Below are 23619 nucleotides of genomic sequence, written 5' to 3' on the forward strand. Positions count from 1 at the left end.
TGCAATAATGACATTAGAAATGACAGCAGATCCTACACGAAAACAGTTAGACCGAGGAGAATGGCGTTTCTTCCCACATGTCATTCTTCGGAGTGCAGGATTTCCTTTACATTGGTTACAACAACTTTCTTTTCTAAAAACATCAGCATTGATTTATGAAAAGAAACAGCAAGAAGCCAAGTGTAAAGAAGCGCTTAAGGATTTTAAAGCCGCACTAAGAAACATGCCTGAATTGACAAATCGACAACGAAAGAGATTACATCGCCAACTGGATATGTACACCTGGCCAGCAGGTGAGGGAAGTGATGAACTACTAGGTAAGATTGAGAATCGTCGGCTCATGGAAACAAAAGAATTATTCGATACATTGAAGGAAATATCCGATCAAATAAACACGGTCTTTGCAGACGAGTTAAGGAGAAATCGCCGACATTTGCAACAAATATTTATGGAAAATGAAAATCTTCAAGAAGCGACCTATCTGTCATCTCCGAACGCATATGAGACCGGATTACATTTGTTCATAAACAGTGAGCTAGATTCATCTCGTGCTAACAGCCAGCGAAAAAAGGAAAAGATGGCCACGAAATATTTACAGAGGTTTACTTCAAAGAATGAAACGGCGAGTTTCTATGGGCCTTCTAACTACGGTGTGTTTACATCTCAACCTGGCCGGCTAGATGTCCGTGTTAACGGTAAAATACAGCGCCGATTATTTCTTGCTTACTGGGCAGTACAGAGCTTAGCTGACAAAATTGCAAATGATATACATGTGCAGCCATATCTGAAACCCAAACTCAGCCCATTTTTGAAAAGAGAAAATACACAGCTCAGACAAGTAGCAACGGACAAATTGCTTCGGCTTCCAAACTTATATCAACAAATTATTGAAGAGAGCAACGGAATAAAGAACGTTAGTGAGATTGCTCATGTTCTAGATTTGTCTTTAACCGAATGTCTGTCACGAATTTTGAAATTAAAAGAAAAACGTGTCCTGGTTCTGGAGGTGGATTTCCCCACTTCAGTATTTGAAACGTTTCACGAATTAAAAGAATGGATCCATCAGCTGCCCAATGACTGTGCTTCGAAGGCGGCCTGGCAAGAAATTGCCCATGAATGGTCTGACCTTTTAAACGAATGGAATCATAGCAGCACCTTTGAACAACGTCGAAAGCTGCTAAAATCACTTGAAATCTCCTTTGAAAAACATATCGGAGTTTCTTCTAGAAAAGATCAAGGAAAGCATTATAGCGACAGAATGATCGTATATGAAGAGGCTCATGGAGATGTAAGCACTTGTCTGATTGGACAGGATTTAAAGGAGCAATGGAAAGCGCAATTAACCCCTATTTTCCGTTTATTGACTTGCCGTGCTGGTATTGAACACCAGGCATTCACAACGTTTGCCTATGAACAGTATCAGAAATTTGAGAGCAAACCTAACTTTCTTTCCTTCGCACTGCATATGCAACAATGCAAACAGGATGCACTGGAGTACGTAAACAAAGAACTTCAGGCATTTGATCATAAGCTAGTCACAATGCTACAAGGAATTCCCCTAGATTCAGACAAAATCAATGTTACAGGAGAGGAGATTGAACGATTTTGTTCTCAATTTCCTTCAACAGATTTGGCTTTATTCAGCCCGGATGTAATGATGGCGGCGCCTAATGCGGAAGCAATAAATGAAGGGCAATATCAATTGGTATTGGGTGAAGTTCACAGTGGTATACAGGTATGGAGCGTGCTTGACTCCGTTTATCCTGAAAGAGATCAACTCAATGCGGAGATTTATCATCATTTAGGTGACCGTTTACAAGCCCTTTGGCTTGAACATGTAGGGCCAAGAGCACCCGGGAAGACGTTTAGGCCAGAACTAAGCGGGGGCATAACTATTGAAAACCTAGGTCGCTCCATGAAATCGCATGATGAAGTACGAGCGGTTTCCGAATTAGATCTAGTCTATGATGATCGCTTTTATATTGTAGAATCCGGACATAAAAAGATTATGGACCTGGAGACGGATGTTGAACCTCTTAATCAGATCTTTAGTTTCCCTTCCGTCAAGTCGTTTTCGCTTCATATGGGTGAACATACGCCCCGGATTGAGATTAATGGGGTCGTTTATCAGCGTGAACGCTGGAAACTAAACAGTCAAGAGATTCTAACGAGTGCGAGTGATCAAGACACAAACGATGAGTTGCTTATTGAATGGGCCATAGAGTTCAAAGAAACATATTCGATGCCTCGCTATGTGTATGTGAGGGGAGATCGCGAGCCTAAACCCATTTTCGTTGATTTCGAAAATTTTTTCACCTTGGAATTACTGATCCAGCTTCTGAAGAAAAATGAGCTTGTAGTGATATCGGAGATGTTACCATCAGCGGATGATCTATGGTTTGAACGTCATGACAGCAAGTATACTTCGGAATTCCGGTTCAGTGTCATATATGAGAATCTGACCTAGCAGTATAACGTTAAGGTTAGGAGGAACTTATGAGAGAGAACTTTGATATATGTGTTATAGGAGGCGGCGTTATCGGTCTATCTATCGCCATTCATGCAGCGCAAAAGGGAGCGAAGGTTGTCATCGTAGAGAAAGGACAACTTGGTCAGGAAGCATCGGGAGGCCGTGCTGGCTTGTTAACTACTGTCTCCGAAGGATCAAGTGAGGAACATCCTTACGCTAGATTATCCAGAGAAGCACTTCAATATCTTCTCCATTGGATACCTGAACTTCAAAGCAAAACACAGATCAGCAGCGGACTGGTTCAACAGGATTTATTGCGACTGTCCATAAATCACGAAGAGACCTCAATTCTTGAGGATACCTTTCAGCTTCAATCCGCAGCTAATCCGGGGACAACCGTACTGAGCGCTGAAAAAGCTAGAGAGATCGAGCCTTTGCTATCTCCCCATATTCAAATGGCAGTCCGCAGTCCAGGAGAATACCATGTAGACCCGGTACAATATTCTCATGCCTTAGCAAAAATGGCGAGGAAGTTAGGTGTAACGATCAAAGAACAGACCGAGGCTGTTCAGCTAATTCAACAAAACCAAAAACTGCACGGAATTTTAACGAATCACAATGATCAGATTCGAGCTAAAACGACTGTATTGGCTGCTGGAGCATGGTCTGCTTTACTTGCAAGATGGGCCAAGCTAAAGCTTCCCGTTTATCCTTTAAAAGGGCAGATCATCGTACTAAAACAGGGAAATATCGATCTGAACGTTATGATTAACACTTCCAGAGGCTATATTCTCTCAAAGCCAAATGGCACTGTTGTGTTGGGAGCAACCAACGAAAGAGAGAAATTTAACAAAGCTATTACTCCAAAAGGGTTGGAACAATTGCTCCCCTTATTTGACTACGTGCCTGAGCTTAAACGTTGCGAAATACAGGAATTATGGGCTGGACTTCGACCTGCTACCTCTGATGGACAACCGATTATTGGAGCTGTCCCTGAATGGGAAGGATTTTATCTAGCGACCGGCCATACAAGGCATGGTGTCCTGCTTAGCGGTATAACGGGACATCTAGTAACTCAGGAATTGGAAATGAACAAAACTCCCAATCTGCTGAATGCGTTCGGCTTCGAACGGTTCACAGCTGCAGGAATGAGGTGAAATCGGTGATGTGGTCTTTTTTATCGGATTATATTGTACGCAGTACTGGATTTCCTCAACATCTGATGGACACGCTTTTATTTTCAGAGACAATAAATCAAATTCAACATACAACTCAGCTTAGAGAGAAATTAGAAAAAGAACGGGAATGGTTTCTCACTACTTTTGATAAATGGGTTATTGCAACACAACACATCTACCCTCAGGGAGATCCTGTGTTTAAAACGTTATACAACGTAAAAAAACGGATCACGAAATATGCTCCTTTATTAACTTATGACTGGCCTCACAATCTGCCTCCCGGGGAAGCATGGCTTAGAGAATACGAGAAACAAAGAGCAACACTAGTGAAGGAAGAAGAAAAGACCTTACATGTTCTGCATGAAGAGAAAAATAGGAAAACAATCCAGCTGCGATTCCTATTAAACCTACCAGACATCCAAGAAGCCATCGCCCATTCAAACCCTGAGGTATGGAATTCGTTGAACAGCTATCTTCAAAAAGAGACGAGTTCAATGAAACCTTCCAGAAGACGTTATGAAGAACGAACCTATATTAGTTACTTACAGCGGTTTTTGTTCAAAAATGATACGACTAGTTTTTTTGGCCCATTAAATTACGGATCTTTCAAAGAACAAAATCAGAATATTGGTTTGACAAGAACGGGACACATCCCTAGCCAACGACGAACATTTCTTGCCTATTGGGCGGTCGAGTCTTTAGCTCATCAAATCAATCGCGAAGAGACATGGAGCCGGTTTTTCCCTCTGTCTTTACATGATAGTTTTTATCTGGACGAAACAGGCATTGTGCATGCTCAGAGTGGTAAAAAAATAGGAACCCGAACCGAAATCATTAAAATTTTACAACAATGTGACGGACTGAAATCAGCGAACGACCTACTCGGTAACCATTCGGCTGCTGTTTTAAAACAGATGGAACTCTTAATCAACAAAGGTATCGTCATTCGAGGGTTCAGATTGACACCTTCTACACATCATCTACTTGAAGACTTAATTGAATTCGTTGAGAAGTTACCCGAAAGCTCTCGGAAAGAAAGCTGGCTACTGCATTTGAGTCAATTTAAGAAGTGGCAATGGGAGTACAGTAACGGAAACGCGGAAAGTAAAGTGAAGATTATTCAACAAGCCGGCGAACTTTTTAAAAATCTCACAGGTATGGAGCCATATCAATCATCAGGGAAAAATTATGCGGATCGTAGTTTGTATTGTGAAGAATGCGCAGGAGATGTGACCCAGTTCATTTTATCCGAAAAAATAAAGGAAGATTTAGAACAGCGTATATCCCCTTTGTTAGATTGGGGCTGGACACTGGCTAATCAGAAGAAGAAATTGGCACAATCTCAAGCCAGGCAGCTGTTCAAGCAATTAAGTAACGATTCGGGGTCACAAAAAGTTCCTTTTTTAGTATTTTTACTTGCTCTACAGCAGCAAAGATTTCAATTAGAGGTAGAGGGGGCATCGCCTTCTGAACTCTTGAAGAAGTGGGTTGATGAAGAGGAACTGCAACATAGTAGGGTCGTTGAACTGAAGGAGGAATGGGTGGAAAACGTCATCGATCTTCCAGAAGCAGAGCAGTATCTATGTGTTACGTCCCCAGACGTCATGATTCAAGCCAAAAGCATAGATGAAATCAATAAAGGAAACTTCCAGTGGATCATTGGCGAGGTTCATTGGGGAACACAAGGGATGAGTAATTTGCTTTATTATCATCCGAATCGTGATCCATGGATCAAAGAGGTCAAACAGGCTATCGAAAGCTTGCCTAACGGAAAGCATATTGTAAATGTGGTTTTAAAGCAGAGAGCCGGAAAAAATTTCTTTCTAGAAATTTTCAATCGAAGTATTACACTCATGGGTTATTCGGCGAAAAACAAAGATGACGTGTTGTCGTTTAGCCAATTATATGTGGTCGAAGAGAACGGGGAACTATTGATTCGGGGTATACATCATGAGCGGATTATTCCACACATGGGAGAACCAGACGATTTGGTATCGCTTGTTTTCTCTGAACCTAATGTTGTCGTACCCAAATTTAAACTTCCTGGGCATACACCACGGATTCTGTTTCGTGACATTGTACTGCAGCGTGAAACATGGACCATGTCAACCGAAGAATGGCACAGCATTTTGACAGCGGATGAGAATAAGCGTTTTATAAAAGCCTGGCTCTTAAAGGAGAAGTATCAACTTCCTGATGAGGTATTTGTGCGTCTGGAGAGCGAGTTAAAGCCGTTCTATATTCATTTCAAAAATTATTATCTAGTTGATTTGTTACTTAAACATCTGGTTCCAGAGCAGAATGTAACCTTCAGTGAATTACTGCCGAACCGAGACTCTACTTGGTTTGAAAATGAGAAGGGAAGCTATTGTTGTGAACTCAGGGGCATTATGATTCGCCCTCCCATAAAGCAGAACAGCCTTAAGGAGGAACTTCAACATGCTGTTATCCAATCATGAGAAGAAGTGGACGTTGATGGATAGAATGATCCTTCGAACGACAGGTTTTCCTTTTGACATGGTGGAGAGATTAAATTCACAAAAAGTAGTCGTTTCACTAGAGCGTTGGGAAGATATTCAACAGCGTAAAGAAGAGTTGGCCAAACGGTATCTTCAAACCATTTACGATCTGATGATGAGTTGGGAATGGAGTCAGACGGAAAACGAGCAACACCACCACCAAGTGAACAAGGTTAGAAAGTACTTTTTTAAAAGAACCCCTGTTCCCGGCGAAATGGTGCGTTGGTGGTTATCCAGAAACTACCCGAAAAAATGGAGGGAAATCCCTGTTTTGTGGAATGCTCTTTTTGAAGAGGAATCACGAGTTGAGTTAGAGGCAAAGGAGAAATTTGAACAAGAGTTCAGCAAAATAAGAGCAGGTCTTAAGGAAATTGCAGAAGATTCCCGTTTTCAGGAAGCAGTATATTTTAGCAGTCCGTCTGCTTATGAAGCATTGGAGAGGCACGCCAAGTTATGGCAACATTCTGGTAGGGAAGGCCCCTCTTTGAATAAAGAGGTTCGCAAAAATGAATCTTTAATCTTTGGTTATTTGCAGCGTTTTTGTACGAAAAACGATACAACCAGTTTTTTTGGGCCGATTAACTACGGGCGATTTGAACAAAAGAATGGTCGTTCGTTAGAAATACAGCATACAGAGGGAAGAACATTACAGAGAAAAGCAGCTACTTTTAGTCAATGGTGCATACGTGCAATGGCTTCAAAAATCAGTAGTGACCCTGCTGTTCTGAGACATATTGCTCCTAGTAAAAATCCGTTAGTTACCATGGTAGACAACAGACTAAAGTATCACTTCACGGACAAAACAAGGGTTCTTCCAGAAGTCTATCTCTCTCTATTAGAACGAATCGACGGTCAAACGCAACCACATGAGTTAGCCCGCTTAATAGATGAGCCCATTGAAAAAATAGATTACATGCTTGCACAACTCAAAAAAATTGGAGCGATTCGGCATGAGGTTGAGCTTTGTGCCACAAGGGTCCCATTACTAGAGGATTTAAAACGAATTGTAGAGCAACTACCTCCGGATGCTCGAAATCGTTGGGCTTCGTTAGTGGAAGAAGCTGTCACACTGAGAGATCAATTCGAAGCTTCGGCATGGCCTGAAAAAGCCCGTATTTTTGAAGCAACGGAAACGTGGTTTGGTTCGTGGCATGAAGATGAAGTTCGCCGTAAAGCGGGTACGCTCTATGGTGATCGGTTGATTCTTACCGAAGATTGTGTTGGCAGTGTAACCCATTTACAGATCGGCGGAGAGCTCTATGAACGGCTATATAATCAAAGCGTTCTCGTATTGGAATTTTTAAAAATCCCTGCAGCCTTGCGCTGGTTAGATTATCAGGAAGCCGCTCTTCTTGTTTATGAAAAATTAAGAGGGGAGAGGGACTCCATATCTTATACCGAGATCATTCAGAGCCTGGATAACCCTGGCGTAACTTTTGTTTCATCAAGAGTGAATGAATTTGAAAAAAAAGCAAGTTCAGTACTCCAGGAGACGACGGAGGGGTATGTGCTTGATGCGCATCAAGTAGAGCAGTTCATTCGAGAATATGAAGAAATCATAAATCAGGTGTATTCACGTGCACCAATTAGTTTTCCTAGCCCGGATCTCATGATTGCTGCCCATTCAGTAAGGGATCTTGAAGAGGGTGCCTATCAAATTGTATTAGGAGAAATACATGATGACTGGAGTACGATTTATGATGGTGTGTTCGGCTTCTTTCATCCCGAAAATGAGAAAGTGAAAAAAGAGATGCAGGATTTTATATCTGCTTTGCCTGTATCATCTCAAATGTCTAGTGTTGTTTCTAACCGGCGCCATAAACATGTCACCCCGGAGTTACCTGGTTGGACCATTGAACTCGCATCGAAATCCACCAAAAGCAGGGAACAGGTTATTCCTATTGGCGAAGTGAATGTTGTCAAACATGGAGAACATCTAACTCTTGAATATCAAGGCAAGGAAATCATCCTTTATCCCGGGGATGTCAGAACCATAGCTCATGGAGCATTCTCTTTACCCCGAATCATTTCGATTAACCTATTGGATTCGCTGGATCGAACAATGTTACCTCGAATTTATGTTGGAGAAATGGTGTATCAACGAAAAAAATGGAAGATCAACACACGAGATTATCAAAGCCAGACTGTACCATCTGGATATGAACTTCTAAAAGAAGGTTACAAGTTCAAGGCTGCTCATCATCTTCCAACGCAGTTCTTTGTAAAGTGGTCGAATACTGAGAAGCCGGTATTTGTCGACATCCGAAATTACTGGGCTTTAGATTGGTTGTTCCGGATCATGAAAAATACTTCTTCTATTGAAATTACGGAATTCTTGCCTGCAGCAGACCAGCTATTCCTGGAGGGTGGACACGGTAAGCAAACCTGTGAATTCAGAATGGGATTTACATACTCCCATCATCCATTTTCAACAAATTTAGAGGGTGTGTTAGCTAATGAATCTGTTAACAGATAATTCTAAAAATACTTCGTCGCATGAGCATGATTTTTCCAGTGGTTGGCAGTGGTTTGGGCATTTCGTTTTGAGAAGCACAGGTTTCCCTTTCGAATGGTTAGCTGAGTTAAGAATGGAGCAAACCTCACTCCTTTTAAACCAGGATTCCAATCAAGAGCGAGCGGAGATTGTCTTTGAAAAAGAATTCGCGGAGAAAAGAACAAAACTAAAATACTTTTTTGATACGGAAGACTTTCGGCAGGCTATCTTTATATCCAACCCAGATATGTATCAGCATATTGATCGATATATGCAACACTTTTCAGCTTCCCAAAGACCTTCCAAGGTAAAACGAATCGAAAAAAAACTATTTTCTTATCTCCAGCGGTTTTGCGCTAAAAACGAATCGGCTAGTTTTTTTGGTCCATTGAATTATGGAAAGGTAGATCGTGAAGAGCCTTGCTACTGGAATGGAGAATGGGATCATCGAAGCTATTTACAAGATAGAGAGTCCTTTATATCCTATTGGGCTGTTAAGGAGCTTATTAAAGCTGTGGCGGCTGAAAAGGAACTTAGTGCCTACGTCCCGTTGCATATTTCTGCTCGGACTATTTTAGAGAAAAATGAAATTCAAATCTCTTCAGAAAATCGAATCAAACTGCCTGCACAGTTGATGTCTATATTACGCTATATTCAGCAGTATTCACCATGTCTTGCGGAAGTCATGGAGGTACATTCGCATCTTGCACCAGCACAAATTAAAAAATGGATAGATCAACTCACCTCCAAAGGAATTTTACGAAAGGAATGGGTGATCCCATCCACATTGGTTCATCCCATTTCTATGTTTTTGAAACAGCTTCGAGCTCTGCCAGATAACGAAGTGAAAGAAAAATGGTGCAGTGAATTACAGGAACTATGTGGAATAGCAGAGCAATTGGCCGAACAACCCATAACGTCCAAGATAGAATGGGTTCATAAACTCGAAGAGAAATTTGAGCAACTAACGGGTAAGCCAAGCAGACGTGGCAAAGCTTCTTTATATGCAGACCGGTTTGTTTATTACGAAGATGCTCACGGACATATTAAGCATTTTACTTTGGGAAATCCCTTTATTAAAGATTTGGAGTCCAAGATGTCAGGGGTTCTGAATCTGAGCGCAGCATACGGAGAAGAAGTGTGGAACCACTACCAGCAGCTTGGGAAAAATGTGTTCGAAAGAATGGAAACGGTAGATCGTGAAGGCGTTCCTTTTTCTAAATTTATAGAGCAATTAAGAGAGCACTACCCGGATATACCCACTTTGCCGTCATTTTCGCTTACACAGCATCTGAGAGAAATGGTTGAAGAGAAGGGTTCGGAGTTGCAACAAGTCGAACTATCTTCCAAATCCATGCAGATCAAACGTTCCAATCGTTCATTATACGCTCTACCGGATCTATTTCTTCAGGCCAGGAATACAGAAGATTTACAAACCGGCAACGTACAAATCATTCTGGCCAAGCTGCATCATCATTTATTGATGAATAATTGGATGACCTATTTTTACAGAGAAAAAGAAAGTCTGGAGACAGAGCTGGTTCAACTATTGGAGCAGATGGATCAGACGGATGGTACTACGCTGGCCGGAATTGAAGTGATGCGCAGAAATAAAGCCTTTTATGATTATCCATCCACAGTCATTGAGATCGCGGAGAAGCCCGCGCAGGGTAAGCCGTCCATCCACTTGGCCGAATTAGTTGTAACAACAAATGATGAAGGACATCTCATTCTTATTAGAAAAGGCAGCTTGGAGCAAATAGAGCTTTACATCCCTCTGGCCGATCAAGTATTTTATTTGCCTTTTGCAATATTTAGTAAACCTATGCTGCTTCATGTTCCTATATCTACTGGAAAACATACACCTAGAATCGTGATTGATGGTGTAGTTTATCAACGAGAACGTTGGAGCTTTGAAGCAGAACCCTTGGATCTAACCTTTAAAGGTTTGCATGGCCTTGAATTAATGAAGAAAAGCGAGGAATGGAGAATAAAAGAAGGCCTTCCTGAAATCATTTATATGAAAGGATCTAACGTTAGGAAACCTTATTTTATTGATTTCAAAAATTACTTTTCTCTTGAACTGATGCAGCAGATTTTAATGGACAATGACAATGTGATGATTGAAGAGATGCTTCCGGGCCCGAATCATCTATGGTTGACCTCAAACAAAGGAAGCCATTCTTGCGAGCTCAGAATGGGTGTTTACAAAATCGGAACAAAGGAGGAGGAAGACCATGTATAAAGATCCTTCTACCCTTGTTACGCATGAAGAAATCAGAGTCTCTATTTCCTTCGAAGAGAAACTGTTCCATTCATTCTACGGGTTAAAGGAATGCTGGTGGCAACTTCGAGACGTTGTTGAGAACCATCACCCCGAGTTGAAGCGACGATTCTCAGCAGAGTTACAATTTTTATTCCCAGAAGAATCGTTTAACGAGCGTATAGACCCTTTAGAAGCGCTGGCTGCAGGTTCTTCCGAAAGAAGGTTATCCAAAGAATCCGAACAGATTTTTCGCGTCGTCTGGGGCATATCCAAGTTAATTCAGTTTGTAAGTTATCACAGTCCTCTACAAATTCGTTTTTATAACCTAGCAGAGGCGGACCGAGTTAGTCTTCAATTTATCAGTTATCTTTCTTCATTGAAGGGAAACATGAGACTACGAATACATGTTGGCGAGGTTCCAGCAAGCTGGGATGAAGAATGCAAACTTTTGCGCTTTGAACTTCTGCAGTTATGGAAGAAGAGCCTATATAAGATTGATGAAATTGAAGCCCCATTTGAACAAGTAACACAGAGTAGGTCTTTATCCTTCGATGAAAAAGTCTCGTTATCCTGGTTTCAGCATCGTGAATCCAGCGACACTTACGATATTGAGGAAACCATTCAGCGGTTGGTTATGGATGGGAATTATGAAGCTGGTCTGGCACTGATTCAAGAAGGACTGCAACAGATTAGCGATAAGGAACGCCTAGCAACCTTTTGGATGAAAAAGGGGCTTGTATACGCCTTCATTGGCAACTACAACAGGGCAATAGCTTGTTACAAACATCTATTTTTACTCTCGATGAATGCTCAGAAACGAACTGCAACCTGCATGTACCTGGCTCTGCTCTCTAGTAAACGACTGGATCAGGAAGACGAAGCACAGTCTTGGATTAATAAAGGGATGCAAGAGGCCGAACAGTTGGAAGGGAAAGAAGCCGATATTGAAAAGGGCTGGCTATTTAATGTCCGTGCATTGTCTGCTTTCCGGGAAAAGAACTACCTTGAGGCTTTAGAGTACAGTCAATCTGCTCTGAAACGAATTAAGAACCATCAAGCAGGAGATGCACTTCATTTAAAAATTAATGTTATTTCTAATTTAAGTGTACTTTTTGAAAAAATGGGATTGAGCGATAAAGCACTGGCGACTTGGCAAAAATTCGACCAATTCATAACCCGTGGCACAACCGCAGCGTTTAGCAAAACTTATTATTTCCGATTGGGAGCACTCCTTGTAGTGTCCGGTCAGCAAAAAGAGGGTATTGCACACATCATGCAAGCTTATGAAATTGCAAAAGGGATTGACGACGTGTTCCATGCCGCCTTTATTGCCCAGGAGCTGGCGATCTATGCCTACAATGACAATAATTTCGATCAAGCTGTCCACTGGCTGGAACAGTCGGCGTCTATGGCAATTGAGTTTGGTGATGAGGAGATCGCTTCGCTGCAGAGGAGAAGAGTCGAGATATTACAACAACATGATTCCATGATGATAAAACCACAATTGGATCTGGGTTTACCGATTACGAAAATCGGTCGTCCCTTTTATCCGATCCATATTCCTAATCCGTTAATCCAACAGTAACTAGAATACGATGTTTGGAGGTATGAACAGGATGGATATCAACGAAAATTTGGACTGGACGTTTGTATCAAAATTGGTTGTCAGAAAAACGGGGTTTCCTTTTGAAATACTAGAGCAGCTCCACTGGAAAGAAACTATGCAGCAGTTAATCGTTGTCACTTCCTTAGACAAAGATAAAGAATTACTAACGGAACAATTATTACGTGACATCATTCCTCGGTCCGTCAAACTGTATGCCGAACAGAACCAAAAATCGATCTTACACCTCCTGTCCCGAATTCGGAAATATCTAGCAAAAAATGTGATACGAAACCGTGAACTGGAGGAAGTGAATCAATTCTTTCCTTCGGATCACCCTATGCGTAAAGGTTTGCAGAGATGGCATGATGTTGATCTACTTATCCATGAAACTATAAGAGGGGCTGAGGATAAATTTCTTGAAGAACTAAAGATGAATAGGCAACAACTTCAGAAAATATTTCAAGATCCGTATTTAGCAGAAGCCGTATATATCTCTAATCCGGATGTTTTCAATATTTCCTATCCTCGTTTTATGACACATCGGGACTATGAGAGTCGACCTTCGAAAATTAGAACACTGGAAATGCGTTTTTATTCTTATTTGCAACGTTTTTGTTCGAAAAATGATACCGCCAGTTTTTTCGGACCAATGAATTATGCAGAGTGGGATATGGAATCGCATGAACCAGTGCATTATGAAGCACACTCGGGCAAATTCGCAGAGCGCATCATCCATTACTCCTTCTGGATGGTCAGAGAGCTCGCCAAAGGTATGACAGAAGAGCAGGAGATCCAAAACTTTCTGATTCCCAGACTGCACCCGATGTGTACACTCCAACAAAATAAACTGTTCTTTTTACACCTGAATAAAGAGGTCTTACTCCCTCCAAAGTACGAAAAGATTGTCCAGGAAATATCGAATGAGGAGCAAAATCTGCATCAATTGTCAGCAAAATTGGGTCTGAGTATTCCTCAACTTACGAGGTACATCAAACAATTGGCTGATAGAAACATCGTTCTTTTTGAAATTGAGATTCCTTCTACCATTTTTGATCCGTTAAATTACTTGTATTCATGGTTAAAGGATCTTCCGCTAAACAACGGCAGTAAGAGAAAATGGCTCGACATATTGGAGCAGTTTATCCATTTGAAAAAAGAAGCATTAGCGAAAGATTTAGATCATCGTCAAGATGTCACCGGTCGTATGGAACAACTTTTTGAAGAAGTTACTCGTTCCTCGGCACGGCGGAGCCAGGGGCAAATGTATGCGGATCGAACGTTATACTATGAAGAATGTAAGGGAACCATTGATAGGCTGTCGTTTGGACAGAATTTCTACGATGATTTTATGGAAAGGCTCAAACCGGTTCTCGATTTAAGTGCCGCCTACGGTGATGTAATGAGGGATTATTACCAAACCATTGCACAACGTATCTTTGAAAAAATAAAAGACAATCGAACTCATATTCCATATTCAGAATTTATATATCAATCCCAAGCCTTATTAGCTGAAGCCAAGGTTGACCTTTCTTTTACTGCATTAGACCAATTTCATACGCTGCTTGATGAACTGGTTCAAATTCGGCAGGAAGGTTCAATCGCTCACATCACCTCTGAAGATGTCGAGCATTTTAAACGCTTCAGGAAATTTGAGGAGTGTCATACTTCTCCAGATGTCATGTTTTCAGCTAAGGATTTAGATGCATTATCAAAAGGAGATTACAAAATCATTTTGGGTGAGGTCCACCAATTTATTGCGATGTGGGGTTCACAACTTCTCTTTGATTCGAAAAGAGAGCAGGTAAATGAAGAGATTAATCACATGATTTCCGATATGCCCATGTACCAAAACCTCTCTGTCATTCTCAATACAAGGAGGCACAAAGGACTTATTCATGAAACTTTTCCAGGCACGATTATCAAACTATTTGGTACACCATCCACAAGAGCTCAAGACGTAGTGTCCATTCGTGATCTAGTTGTAACCTATGAAGATCGGGAATTGAAATTAATAGATCAGGATCAAAGACAGCTCTATTTATACAATAGCGGAGACGAGAACATTCATTTATGGGCTTTTGCTCCCTCACGTGTGAGTTCGCCTGTAGTCCGAATTTCGGAGCATACACCAAGGATTGAAATTAACGGTGTAATCTTTCAGCGCGAACGTTGGGAACTCGGAGAAGCAACTTTAGAAAGGCTGCGTAACGCCAAAGATGCGTTTGGCATTTTTGTTGAAATGCAACGTCTTCGTGAACAATACCAACTTCCAAGATATGTATTTTTTAAGGTAGATTCAGAGAAAAAGCCATTTTTCTTTGATTTCGAAAATTTCTTTGCGATCGAACTGCTCCATAGTTTACTCCAAAAAAATAAAGGTGTAACTTTCATTGAAATGGAACCCTCGCCCGATCATTTGTGGCTTAAAGATGAGGAGGGCAAATACTGTTTTGAGATGAGGGGAACTGTTTTTCAAAAAGGAACATCCGTATCCGAACGATTAGGAGGTGAGCGGTATCGTGACTCCAAAGTGGGAGCACTTTCCTGAATTTATTTTACGCTCAACCGGGTTTCCTGTGGAATGGATACAACAACTTCGCTTTGAAAAGACCGTTCAAACGTTTCATCAACGCTATGACATAGAGAGAGCTATAGAACAGGGTATTACCCAATTGAAGGAATTGGAACATGCCGACTCCATCTCAAACGCAGTACTTCCTTTTTGGAAAAAAGCTCGCAAAACGATGTCGAAAAGAAAACCAATACATCCGGAGCTCATCACAAGCCTTGAAACAGGTGGATTAGACTCAAACGTATTAGATGAATTAAAACGTTATCAAATAAATGTTGAACGTTTGGAAAGGGTCTGTGAAGAAAGTAATCAAGTATTCAAAGAGGAACTTTGTTTAAAACAACGTCAATTACAGGACATCTTTAAGAACGTGCGATTACAAGAGGCTGTTTTTCAACAAAGCCCATCCATGTATAAGAACGCATTATTACCCTATCTGCAGAATTCTCTAGAAAAAAGGAATGCAGATGTAAAGCGGACAGAGAGACAATTAATTTCCTATATGCAACGATTTTGCACAAAAAATGAAACCACGAGTTATTTTGGCCCTATTCAATACGGCAAATTAACAAATATTGACGAAGACGTGACATACACTGTTAGCGTTTCAGGACAAGAAAGGGAGCGGAGAACCTTTTTCCCCTACTGGGCAGTGTCCAGTTTAGTCAACGTCTTGAAGGTCAAAGAAGTGTTTAGACCCTATTGTAGTGTGAAATTATCTTATCTGCTTAACAAGGAAGGCTCCACACTTTATTTCCCTCATTCCGGGAAACGCATTACACTTCAGGAGCGTTATCATCCATTGATTGAGGGGCTTTCTCATGATTTTCAAACCATATTGGAGCTGACGGATCATTTACCTTGGACGTACGAAGAAACAGAACCAATGTTATCGAGGCTCGAAAGCAAAAAATGGGTTGACATTGAAATACCCATTTCCATTACGGAACCAGATGCCCTACGCAGTTTAAGAGAGTGGCTGAACAATCCAGTCTTACCCACACATCCAGAAGTAACCTTATGGAGACAAAGGATTAATTGGCTCTGGGATTTAAAAAATTCATATGCCTCATTTCCATTGGAAGAAAAGATGAATGCATTGACCCAACTGGAGCAGTCTTTCACGGAATGGACAGGGGAGAATCCTCGAAGAAGTGGTGGTGCTATATATGCAGACCGTACTCTTTTGTATGAAGAAAGCCACGGTCCATTAGATGAATTACAGATAGGTGGCACCATTGAAGCGGTTATTCGGGAAAGCGTACCTAAATGGCTCAATCTCTGCGCTAAACATGGCCAAGAAAAGTATGAGAAACAGCAAAAACTGGCGAAAGAGATATTTACCGCCCTATATCCGTCAGCAAAAGAAGTACCTTATCTGAAATTTATACAGGATGTTACTCAGCATCCTGAAGCTCAGATCTGGGAAAATCGATGGCAAAACATACAAACGGATACAGAGCAGCACGTGCAATCCTTTGTTCAAAAGAGCAATGACTTTGTTGTTGAGCTTCCTAACGATTCACCCTATGAATTTGATTCAGACCTCGGCTGGATTAACTCTCCCGACCTGATGCTAGCCAAAAAGAACGATGGTACTTATCAAGTTATACTCGGAGAAATTCACGATACCGTTATGATATGGGGATGGGCATTGCAATTTCATAATGATGAAGAAAATCTAACAGCACAATTAGAAAAAAAGATTAAAAGCAGCACAATGAATCAACCTATGTTGAATCTGTTATCCAATAAACGATTTAAAATTGTACCCTTCGAATATCCTGGCATAACCGCACAAATGAGCAGCATATCGAATAGCCCAAATCAAAAAATTCCCCTGGCTCAAGCGAAGGTGCAATGTTTAGACAACGGTGTTGCTATATCTCTTCCAGAGGACGATGGCATGTATCGTATTTATAACGGTGAACTTCACACGATGGTACATTCGTTCTTCGCTTTACCTAAAGCGGTGCCATTTGTTATTAACACAGGCTCATTCACTCCAAGATTGATGATGGGGGAAGTAGTTGTGCAAAGAGCTAAATGGCAGATCAAAAAGGAAAATTTCTGGGATGGAGTATATAAAGGCTCTTCCAGTGAACTTTTTTATGCTGCTTTTAAATTTCATTTGGTAAACGGACTCCCCAAAGAAGCATTCGTTAAAACGGCGAATCAGCCTAAGCCATTTTATATTGATTTTGAGAACTACTTTCTTCTGGAAATGTGGAATGCATTCTGGACTGACGAGGAATGTACTCTAAGTGAAATGTTACCCGGTCTGAACGAAACGTGGCTAACCAAAGGTCACGAGCAACATCATACAGCCGAACTAAGAATAAGCTGCTTTGTTGAAAGGGGAAATGGGCATGACTCTTCCGATTAAAGTAATCTATCCACCTTTGAAAGATCCCTCCGAAATTCCTTTTTTGTTAACGTCCTGTATCTCTTCTGTACAAGCTTCTTATACGGAGATTGAATTTGTAGACGCCAATCTTTTGTTTTGGAACGATGTCGTAGATTCAGATGCGGTAAAAGAACGGTATCAACAACTTGAATCTGAATGGGATCACCTGCATGTTCGAAACGAAATTCAACCAGAAGATCAAGAGTATGTGAGAGGTTTGATTAGGGCCTTTTTGAGAAGGGACCTCATAGAAAAAAACCTTCCTGAAGCGGTACAAGCGATGAAGACAAAATGCGGTGTACGCGAACGAGAAGAGGCAAGAAATCTGATCCGGTATGCAATAGAGCTTTTTCAACTGCCTTATCTCCCAACTCAATTAGCAATGAATGATATTAATTTACTGTATTCCACTGAAAGTACAGCGCAACTGGAGAAGAGCGTTACTGACGAGAAAACAAATCCCTTTAAGCCATTCCTGAAATCCATTATAGAAACCGAAGAGAGAGAATGGATCATTTGGATCGAGTCAGATCAACAAATCGTTTCAGCGTACACGCTGTCAGCCCTTATTCGTGAAAAGAATACAAATGCGTCGATTTCCTGGGCTGGCCCGTTTTTTTCGGATTTTGGGAGAGCTTTAATCAGCAATCCTCCGATGAATCTAGCCCAGGTTATAGCTGTTAGACATCCTCAAGACTTCATTTTGCATCAAAGCTCTAAGCATGACGTCAGCTGGGGATTCGGGGAATTAGAGTCAGCTGAATATTGGACTCCATACCGAGATGTTCGAGTACAGAAGAACTGGATGCAAGACGATTCATTTTTCTCCTGGTTAACCGAGAGCAAGCACTTAGCGGATAAACGCCTGTATTTGTATGAACCTACGACTTTGAAAGAAGCTCTACACTTTGGAGAACGCTTGGAAAAATCACATACTGAAGTCCCTTGGGGGATCTATCTCAAATTCGATCAATCCTTGAAAGAGGATGAATTGATATGGCTAAAGAGTAGAGGGCTACGGTGGGTCCACTGGGAGATCAAGGGTTGGCTTGAAAGTGATAACGTTGAACAGGTCAAGCAAAAGATGCTTCAAACTTGGCAAGCATGCAGGTCTCAACAACTTCCGGTGTACCATTCTGTCGTTCTAGGTTATCCGCTGACTTCTCCGAAAGGATTTACAGAATTTATATCCTTTCTGAAAGAACATTCCGAATGGACAGATCGTTATATTCGTTTCAAAATTTTCCGTCTTTATGAGGGTAGCAGCTTTTGGAATAAATCCAAGGAATACGGAATCGAGCGGATCGCTGAGAAAAACCCGGAGAAAGATTTGCAACGGAGTTATCCTTTCCGAACGGAAACGGGTTGGGACAGTAAACATTTTCTTAGCTTTGCCTCTTCACTAGTAGGGGAGCTTCAACATAAGGAAAGATACGACTTTCCTCGTGATGTGCTGGCTGTAGATGATACGGAGCTCTTCTTAGATCCACCTCGAAAAGCGGATTCAGAAGCTGAACCCGTGTTGAAGCAGGATTTAGTAGTGTCGCTCTCACCTTCATGTAAAATGTACACCTTACCTTACTCTCTATCGGAATTAGAAAAAAGTATGCAACCAACTGTTCCAGGTAAGGAGAAGGAGTACGCTAGCGTAGCCATTGAGAGAAAGGAAACACGTATACTGTATGATTGTAAAAAAGATAGCTTTATCACGATCTCTCCAGCTATCGTCACCGTTCTTACACAATGCAAAAATCCAATCACAATAGGCAATTTATTGAACAAGTTTCCAGAAAAGCAGGAGGCCTCCGTAAGAAAGTTATTACTTAAGTTATACACGGGGGGAATATTGGTTGAAGAAACTGGAGCAACGATCTCCTCATAAGGGATCCAAAGTGACCTATTATATCCTATCTTTCTTTTGGCGCTCTGTTTACTTTTGGAGAAGGGATACAAATTCCCTTTATCATCTTGGAAATGTATATTTTGCTCACGGCCACCTATTCAAAGCAACACAACTGTGGAACAATGTCGTTCTTAAAGACCCAAGTCATTCTAAGGCGTGGCATAATTTAGTACAAGCTACTATTTCGAAGGAAGAATGGATGCAAGCAACGACTGGCTTATCTGCGCTTTGCCGATTGCACCCTGATCACTTGGAATACGCTACGTTGTATTCACAAATTCTGAAAAAACAAAATAGAACGAACGATCTGGAGCAGTTATATCTCAATTATGTAGATAGCGTCCATAAAAAATGGGCAATAACTGAACTGGCGCTACTGTATATTCGTACTAAGAAAGAACAAGAAGCATGCTTATGGCTTACCCCTTACTTGAAAGAACATCCCCAAGATGCTTATGGCTGGCGATTGCTCGGGATAAGTTATATGAAGTTAAAAAAATATCCCAAGGCTTTAGGAGCCTTGCAAGAATCTTACGGTTTACATGCCGACACGGAGGTTAAGTCATGGATTGTAAAAATGAATAGCAGGTTAGAACAATTGAAAAATACCAATTAAAAAACAATTAAAACCTTTTTAGTAGAAATAGGAGGAGCGATATGGCTAAAATTGTTCTGATTAATGGAAGTATGAATCCAAATTCGCTAGGAAAAAAACTGTTAAACATGGCAAGTCGAACGCTGCAGAAGAAAGGACACGATACAGAGATCATTTGTGTATGTGATTCGAACTTTCCTTTATACAGCCCAGTAGTACCTCTAACAGAAGAGATGAATATCGTTTCAGAGAAAATAAAGGCGGCTGATGCTTTCATTATTTCTTCGCCAGAGTATCATGGAGGGTACTCTGGCGCACTGAAAAACTTACTGGACTACCAAGATGGATCAGGATTTAAAAATAAAACCATCGCACTAATGTCAACTTCAGGCGGAATGAGATCAGGCATCAACACCCTGAACTCGATGCGCTTAATATTTCGTTCTTTACATGCTCACGTTATTCCTCAGCAAATCTCTGTGTGTGAAAAAGAGTTGTCAGAGAATAACGAATTAAGCGAAGAAGCTCAATCACAGTTTAAAAGCGTCCTCTTAGGTTTGTTACAAGAGGTCTCCTATCGACTCCAACATAGATCGTGAGTGTGATGAACATGGAAACGTATGGTCATGTATTTGCCGGATTATATAATAAAAAATGGTCAAACTTCGCTCTTCAAGCAGCGCCAAGAATTTGGAAATATTACGTTGAACAGGCAATACACCTTGATAACAATTACGTTCTTGATTTATGTTGCGGAACAGGGCACTTAGCTCATTATTTTCTAAAAAAAGAATTTCAAGTAACGGGTATAGATCTTTCCTCAGGGATGTTGAATTACGCAAAGCGAAACAATTCTAGATATGTTGAGACAGGACAGGCTGCATTTGTACAGGCAGATGCAACTGATTTCAAGTTGGAGCAGAAATTTGGTCTCATTGTTTCAACATTCGATGCCCTTAACCATTTACCTGATATGCATGCCTTAAAGAGATGCTTTCGTTCCGTTTATAACGTGACCGATGATCACGGGATCTTTATTTTTGATCTGAATACCAATAAAGGTCTTAAAGGATGGACCAATATCGTGATTGAGGACAATGAGGAATCCATGATTGTATCTAGAAGTTTCTATGACGAAATGAATTTAAGAGCCGTTACAAATATGACAGGTTTTTCTAAAAACCAAAATGGGGATTACGACAGATTTGTACATTCAATCACCAATACCTGTTTTAGGTTAGATGAAGTAAAGGCCTCTCTTCTAGAAGTGGGATGGAACCAAGTCCACTTTTCCAAAATGAAAGACTTATCCGCTCCTATTGAAACCCCGGAAGAAGAGGACCGTGTTTTTATTGTTGCGCAAAAGAACGAATCTTCTGATAATATGAAAGCACACATGTCGAGGAATTAAAAACACTCTCATTTAAGTCGCTAATTTAGCGACTTTTTATGTTAATGGGGACAGTTTTCCATAGAGCTAAAATACACGGAAGGATATTCGAAGAAAGGATTGTAGCATGACCTGAATATGGTTTAGAAAATGGCGTAATTTGTTGGTCTGTTGTCACCCTGTGCTAGTTACATATCAGAAAGTTAAGGGTATCATCATATTCATGAGTCAGCGAAGACGAGGGAGGTTTGTCATTCGAGTGTGTCAGTCAACAGAAGGAGGTACAAATGAATGTCATCCCATTCCTATAACCGTATCAAAATGCCACAAGGTCTCTGGGAAGGACTGCGTCAGTTAGGGATTGCCTCATATGATCTAGCTCGTAAAGCCGGATTACCGCTTACCGTCATTTCCGAAACGACGGTAAATACCGCTCAATATTATGCTATTTGGCAAGCGTATTCTGACCTTTCAGACGATATTGCCCAAGGGCTCATCAATCTTGCAACCGTTTATGAAGTAACGAAGTATCCACCGCCGATATTAGCCACTTATCATGCCCGTAATTATCGCGATGCATTGCATCGGATGGCCAGGTATAAACAACTTTGTCCTCCCGAAAGATTAAAGATGGTTGATGCGGGGGAGAGTTTTACAATTGATCTGGAGTGGATCATCACCGATCAGACTTGTCCGCCATTACTGGTCGGCATCACATTAGCATTCCTGCTTGAATTGGGACGGAAGGGAACAGGACGGCCTCTTATTGCAAGTGCGGTAGAATTTACTCAACCGATGGGAGATGAAAAAGCTCTCGAAGCTTATTTTGGTTGCCCAGTCCGGACAAATGGCAGTAGAAATCGGTTGACGTTACATCGAAAAGACCTGGATCTTTCTTTCCTCACCTACAATGAAGAGTTAATTGAGATTTTGAGCCCTGCACTGGATCATACGCTACATGAATACAAAGTAAATCGTTCCATGTCGGACATGGTCAAATGGATCATGAAGCGTAGCTTAAGCGCCGGACGTCCAGAAGTACAGACTATCGCTAAGGAATTGGGCATGAGTGACCGCACTTTACAGCGCCGATTAACGGATGAGAAAACAAGTTTCGTACATCTGCTCACCCAGGCAAGGCATGAACAAGCACGGATGTACCTGGCAGACTTATCGCTTGATATCAAGGAAGTCGCATTCCTGATCGGATATGAAGATCAGAATTCATTTTACCGTGTATTTCGTGCTTGGGAAGGAGATACACCTGCCAATTGGCGAAGCGAACATGCGGAGAGATACGCCAAACTAGACAGAAATGGAGAAATGGTTTATGGATATGGGATTAAATAATAAAACAGCATTGGTGACAGGCTCCACCAAAGGAATCGGTAGAGCGATTGCTATAGAGTTAGCCCAAGAAGGTGTCAACGTACTTATCAATGGACGATGTGCTGAAGAGGTAGAACGAGTCGTTCGCGAGATCAAATCTGCCTATCCGAACACTTCTCCTCAAAACGCGGCTGCCGATATCGTCAACGCCGATGAACGTGAAGCTTTGTTCAAAACGTTCCCACAGGTTGATATTTTGATCAACAATGCCGGGATTTACGAAATCATGTCCTATTATGATGTAGACGACGCTGTATGGGAAAAATATATTCAGACAAACGTTCTTTCCGCAAACGCACTGACCAAGTTTTATTTACCAATCATGCTGGACAGCGGCTTCGGAAGGGTCATCTTTATCGCGAGTGAAGAAGCTGTGATGCCTGGACATATGCCGCAATATGCTGTAACCAAATCCATGCTACTCTCTTTATCGAAGAGTCTAAGCCAATGGACAAAAGGTACGGAAGTAACGGTCAATACGATCATGCCTGGACCAACCCTTTCGGAGAATGTAGAGCAGATCATAGAGAGTGTCATCCAGGATGAGAGTCTGACCTTTGATGAGAAAGAACAAAAGTTCATGGCGGCCAATCTTCCCCAATCCGAGTTGCAGCGTTTCATCAGACCAAGCGAGATCGGAAGACTAGCAACATTTGTATGCAGCCCTTATGCAGCGCCATTTAAAGGTTCACCGATTCGTATGGATGGAGGAATGGTTCCAACCATTTACTAATGAAGTTACAGCCATAAGTGGTTTACATGGACAGGAACTAGTAATTCAATAACTTGCATAAGCGGACTATCATTCGATAGTTCGTTTTCTTTTATTT

Annotated in this window: 14 protein-coding genes; all 14 read left to right on the forward strand. The window is 41.3% G+C overall.

Translation table 11 applies throughout. From position 1 onward, the window contains the following. Window positions 1-7: 7 nt before the first annotated feature. Window positions 8-2467, forward strand: coding sequence for a hypothetical protein (locus MHI38_RS02705; RefSeq protein ID WP_341180917.1), 2460 nt, complete (start codon window positions 8-10; stop codon window positions 2465-2467). A 29-nt stretch (window positions 2468-2496) separates the two neighbouring features. Beyond that, entirely contained in the window at window positions 2497-3627 is a 1131-nt protein-coding gene (gene thiO, locus MHI38_RS02710) for a glycine oxidase ThiO (RefSeq protein ID WP_090916280.1), read from the forward strand. Beyond that, window positions 3624-6107: a lantibiotic dehydratase gene (locus MHI38_RS02715; protein ID WP_341180918.1), complete on the forward strand. Its 2484-nt coding sequence runs from the start codon at window positions 3624-3626 to the stop codon at window positions 6105-6107. Before thiO ends, MHI38_RS02715 begins: the two co-directional genes overlap by 4 nt. Beyond that, window positions 6088-8643, forward strand: coding sequence for a lantibiotic dehydratase (locus MHI38_RS02720; protein WP_154888753.1), 2556 nt, complete (start codon window positions 6088-6090; stop codon window positions 8641-8643). Before MHI38_RS02715 ends, MHI38_RS02720 begins: the two co-directional genes overlap by 20 nt. Beyond that, window positions 8624-10906, forward strand: coding sequence for a lantibiotic dehydratase (locus MHI38_RS02725; protein ID WP_154888751.1), 2283 nt, complete (start codon window positions 8624-8626; stop codon window positions 10904-10906). Before MHI38_RS02720 ends, MHI38_RS02725 begins: the two co-directional genes overlap by 20 nt. Next, on the forward strand, window positions 10899-12512 hold the full coding sequence (locus tag MHI38_RS02730) for a tetratricopeptide repeat protein (RefSeq protein ID WP_154888749.1): 1614 nt from the start codon (window positions 10899-10901) through the stop codon (window positions 12510-12512). The genes MHI38_RS02725 and MHI38_RS02730 overlap by 8 nt, the downstream gene beginning before the upstream one ends. Before the next feature lie 31 nt (window positions 12513-12543). Then, on the forward strand, window positions 12544-15081 hold the full coding sequence (locus MHI38_RS02735) for a lantibiotic dehydratase (RefSeq protein WP_186809644.1): 2538 nt from the start codon (window positions 12544-12546) through the stop codon (window positions 15079-15081). Then, entirely contained in the window at window positions 15053-17491 is a 2439-nt protein-coding gene (locus MHI38_RS02740; RefSeq protein ID WP_154888745.1) for a lantibiotic dehydratase, read from the forward strand. The genes MHI38_RS02735 and MHI38_RS02740 overlap by 29 nt, the downstream gene beginning before the upstream one ends. Beyond that, the gene (locus MHI38_RS02745) at window positions 17475-19394 is read left to right on the forward strand and encodes a hypothetical protein (RefSeq protein WP_341180919.1); all 1920 of its coding nucleotides are present in this window, start codon (window positions 17475-17477) and stop codon (window positions 19392-19394) included. The genes MHI38_RS02740 and MHI38_RS02745 overlap by 17 nt, the downstream gene beginning before the upstream one ends. Beyond that, window positions 19363-20031 (forward strand): tetratricopeptide repeat protein, encoded by a 669-nt coding sequence (locus MHI38_RS02750; protein ID WP_154888740.1) that lies wholly within the window; start codon window positions 19363-19365, stop codon window positions 20029-20031. The genes MHI38_RS02745 and MHI38_RS02750 overlap by 32 nt, the downstream gene beginning before the upstream one ends. Before the next feature lie 41 nt (window positions 20032-20072). Beyond that, window positions 20073-20609, forward strand: a complete 537-nt coding sequence (locus MHI38_RS02755; RefSeq protein WP_154888738.1) for an NAD(P)H-dependent oxidoreductase — start codon at window positions 20073-20075, stop codon at window positions 20607-20609. An 11-nt stretch (window positions 20610-20620) separates the two neighbouring features. Then, window positions 20621-21421 (forward strand): class I SAM-dependent DNA methyltransferase, encoded by an 801-nt coding sequence (locus tag MHI38_RS02760; protein WP_154889518.1) that lies wholly within the window; start codon window positions 20621-20623, stop codon window positions 21419-21421. A gap of 270 nt (window positions 21422-21691) precedes the next feature. Continuing rightward, on the forward strand, window positions 21692-22750 hold the full coding sequence (locus MHI38_RS02765) for an AraC family transcriptional regulator (RefSeq protein ID WP_341180920.1): 1059 nt from the start codon (window positions 21692-21694) through the stop codon (window positions 22748-22750). Further along, window positions 22731-23522 (forward strand): SDR family NAD(P)-dependent oxidoreductase, encoded by a 792-nt coding sequence (locus tag MHI38_RS02770; RefSeq protein WP_154985494.1) that lies wholly within the window; start codon window positions 22731-22733, stop codon window positions 23520-23522. Before MHI38_RS02765 ends, MHI38_RS02770 begins: the two co-directional genes overlap by 20 nt. Window positions 23523-23619: the final 97 nt, after the last annotated feature.

The sequence above is a fragment of the Paenibacillus sp. FSL K6-1558 genome, from assembly GCF_038002565.1.
Lineage (GTDB): Bacteria > Bacillota > Bacilli > Paenibacillales > Paenibacillaceae > Paenibacillus > Paenibacillus polysaccharolyticus.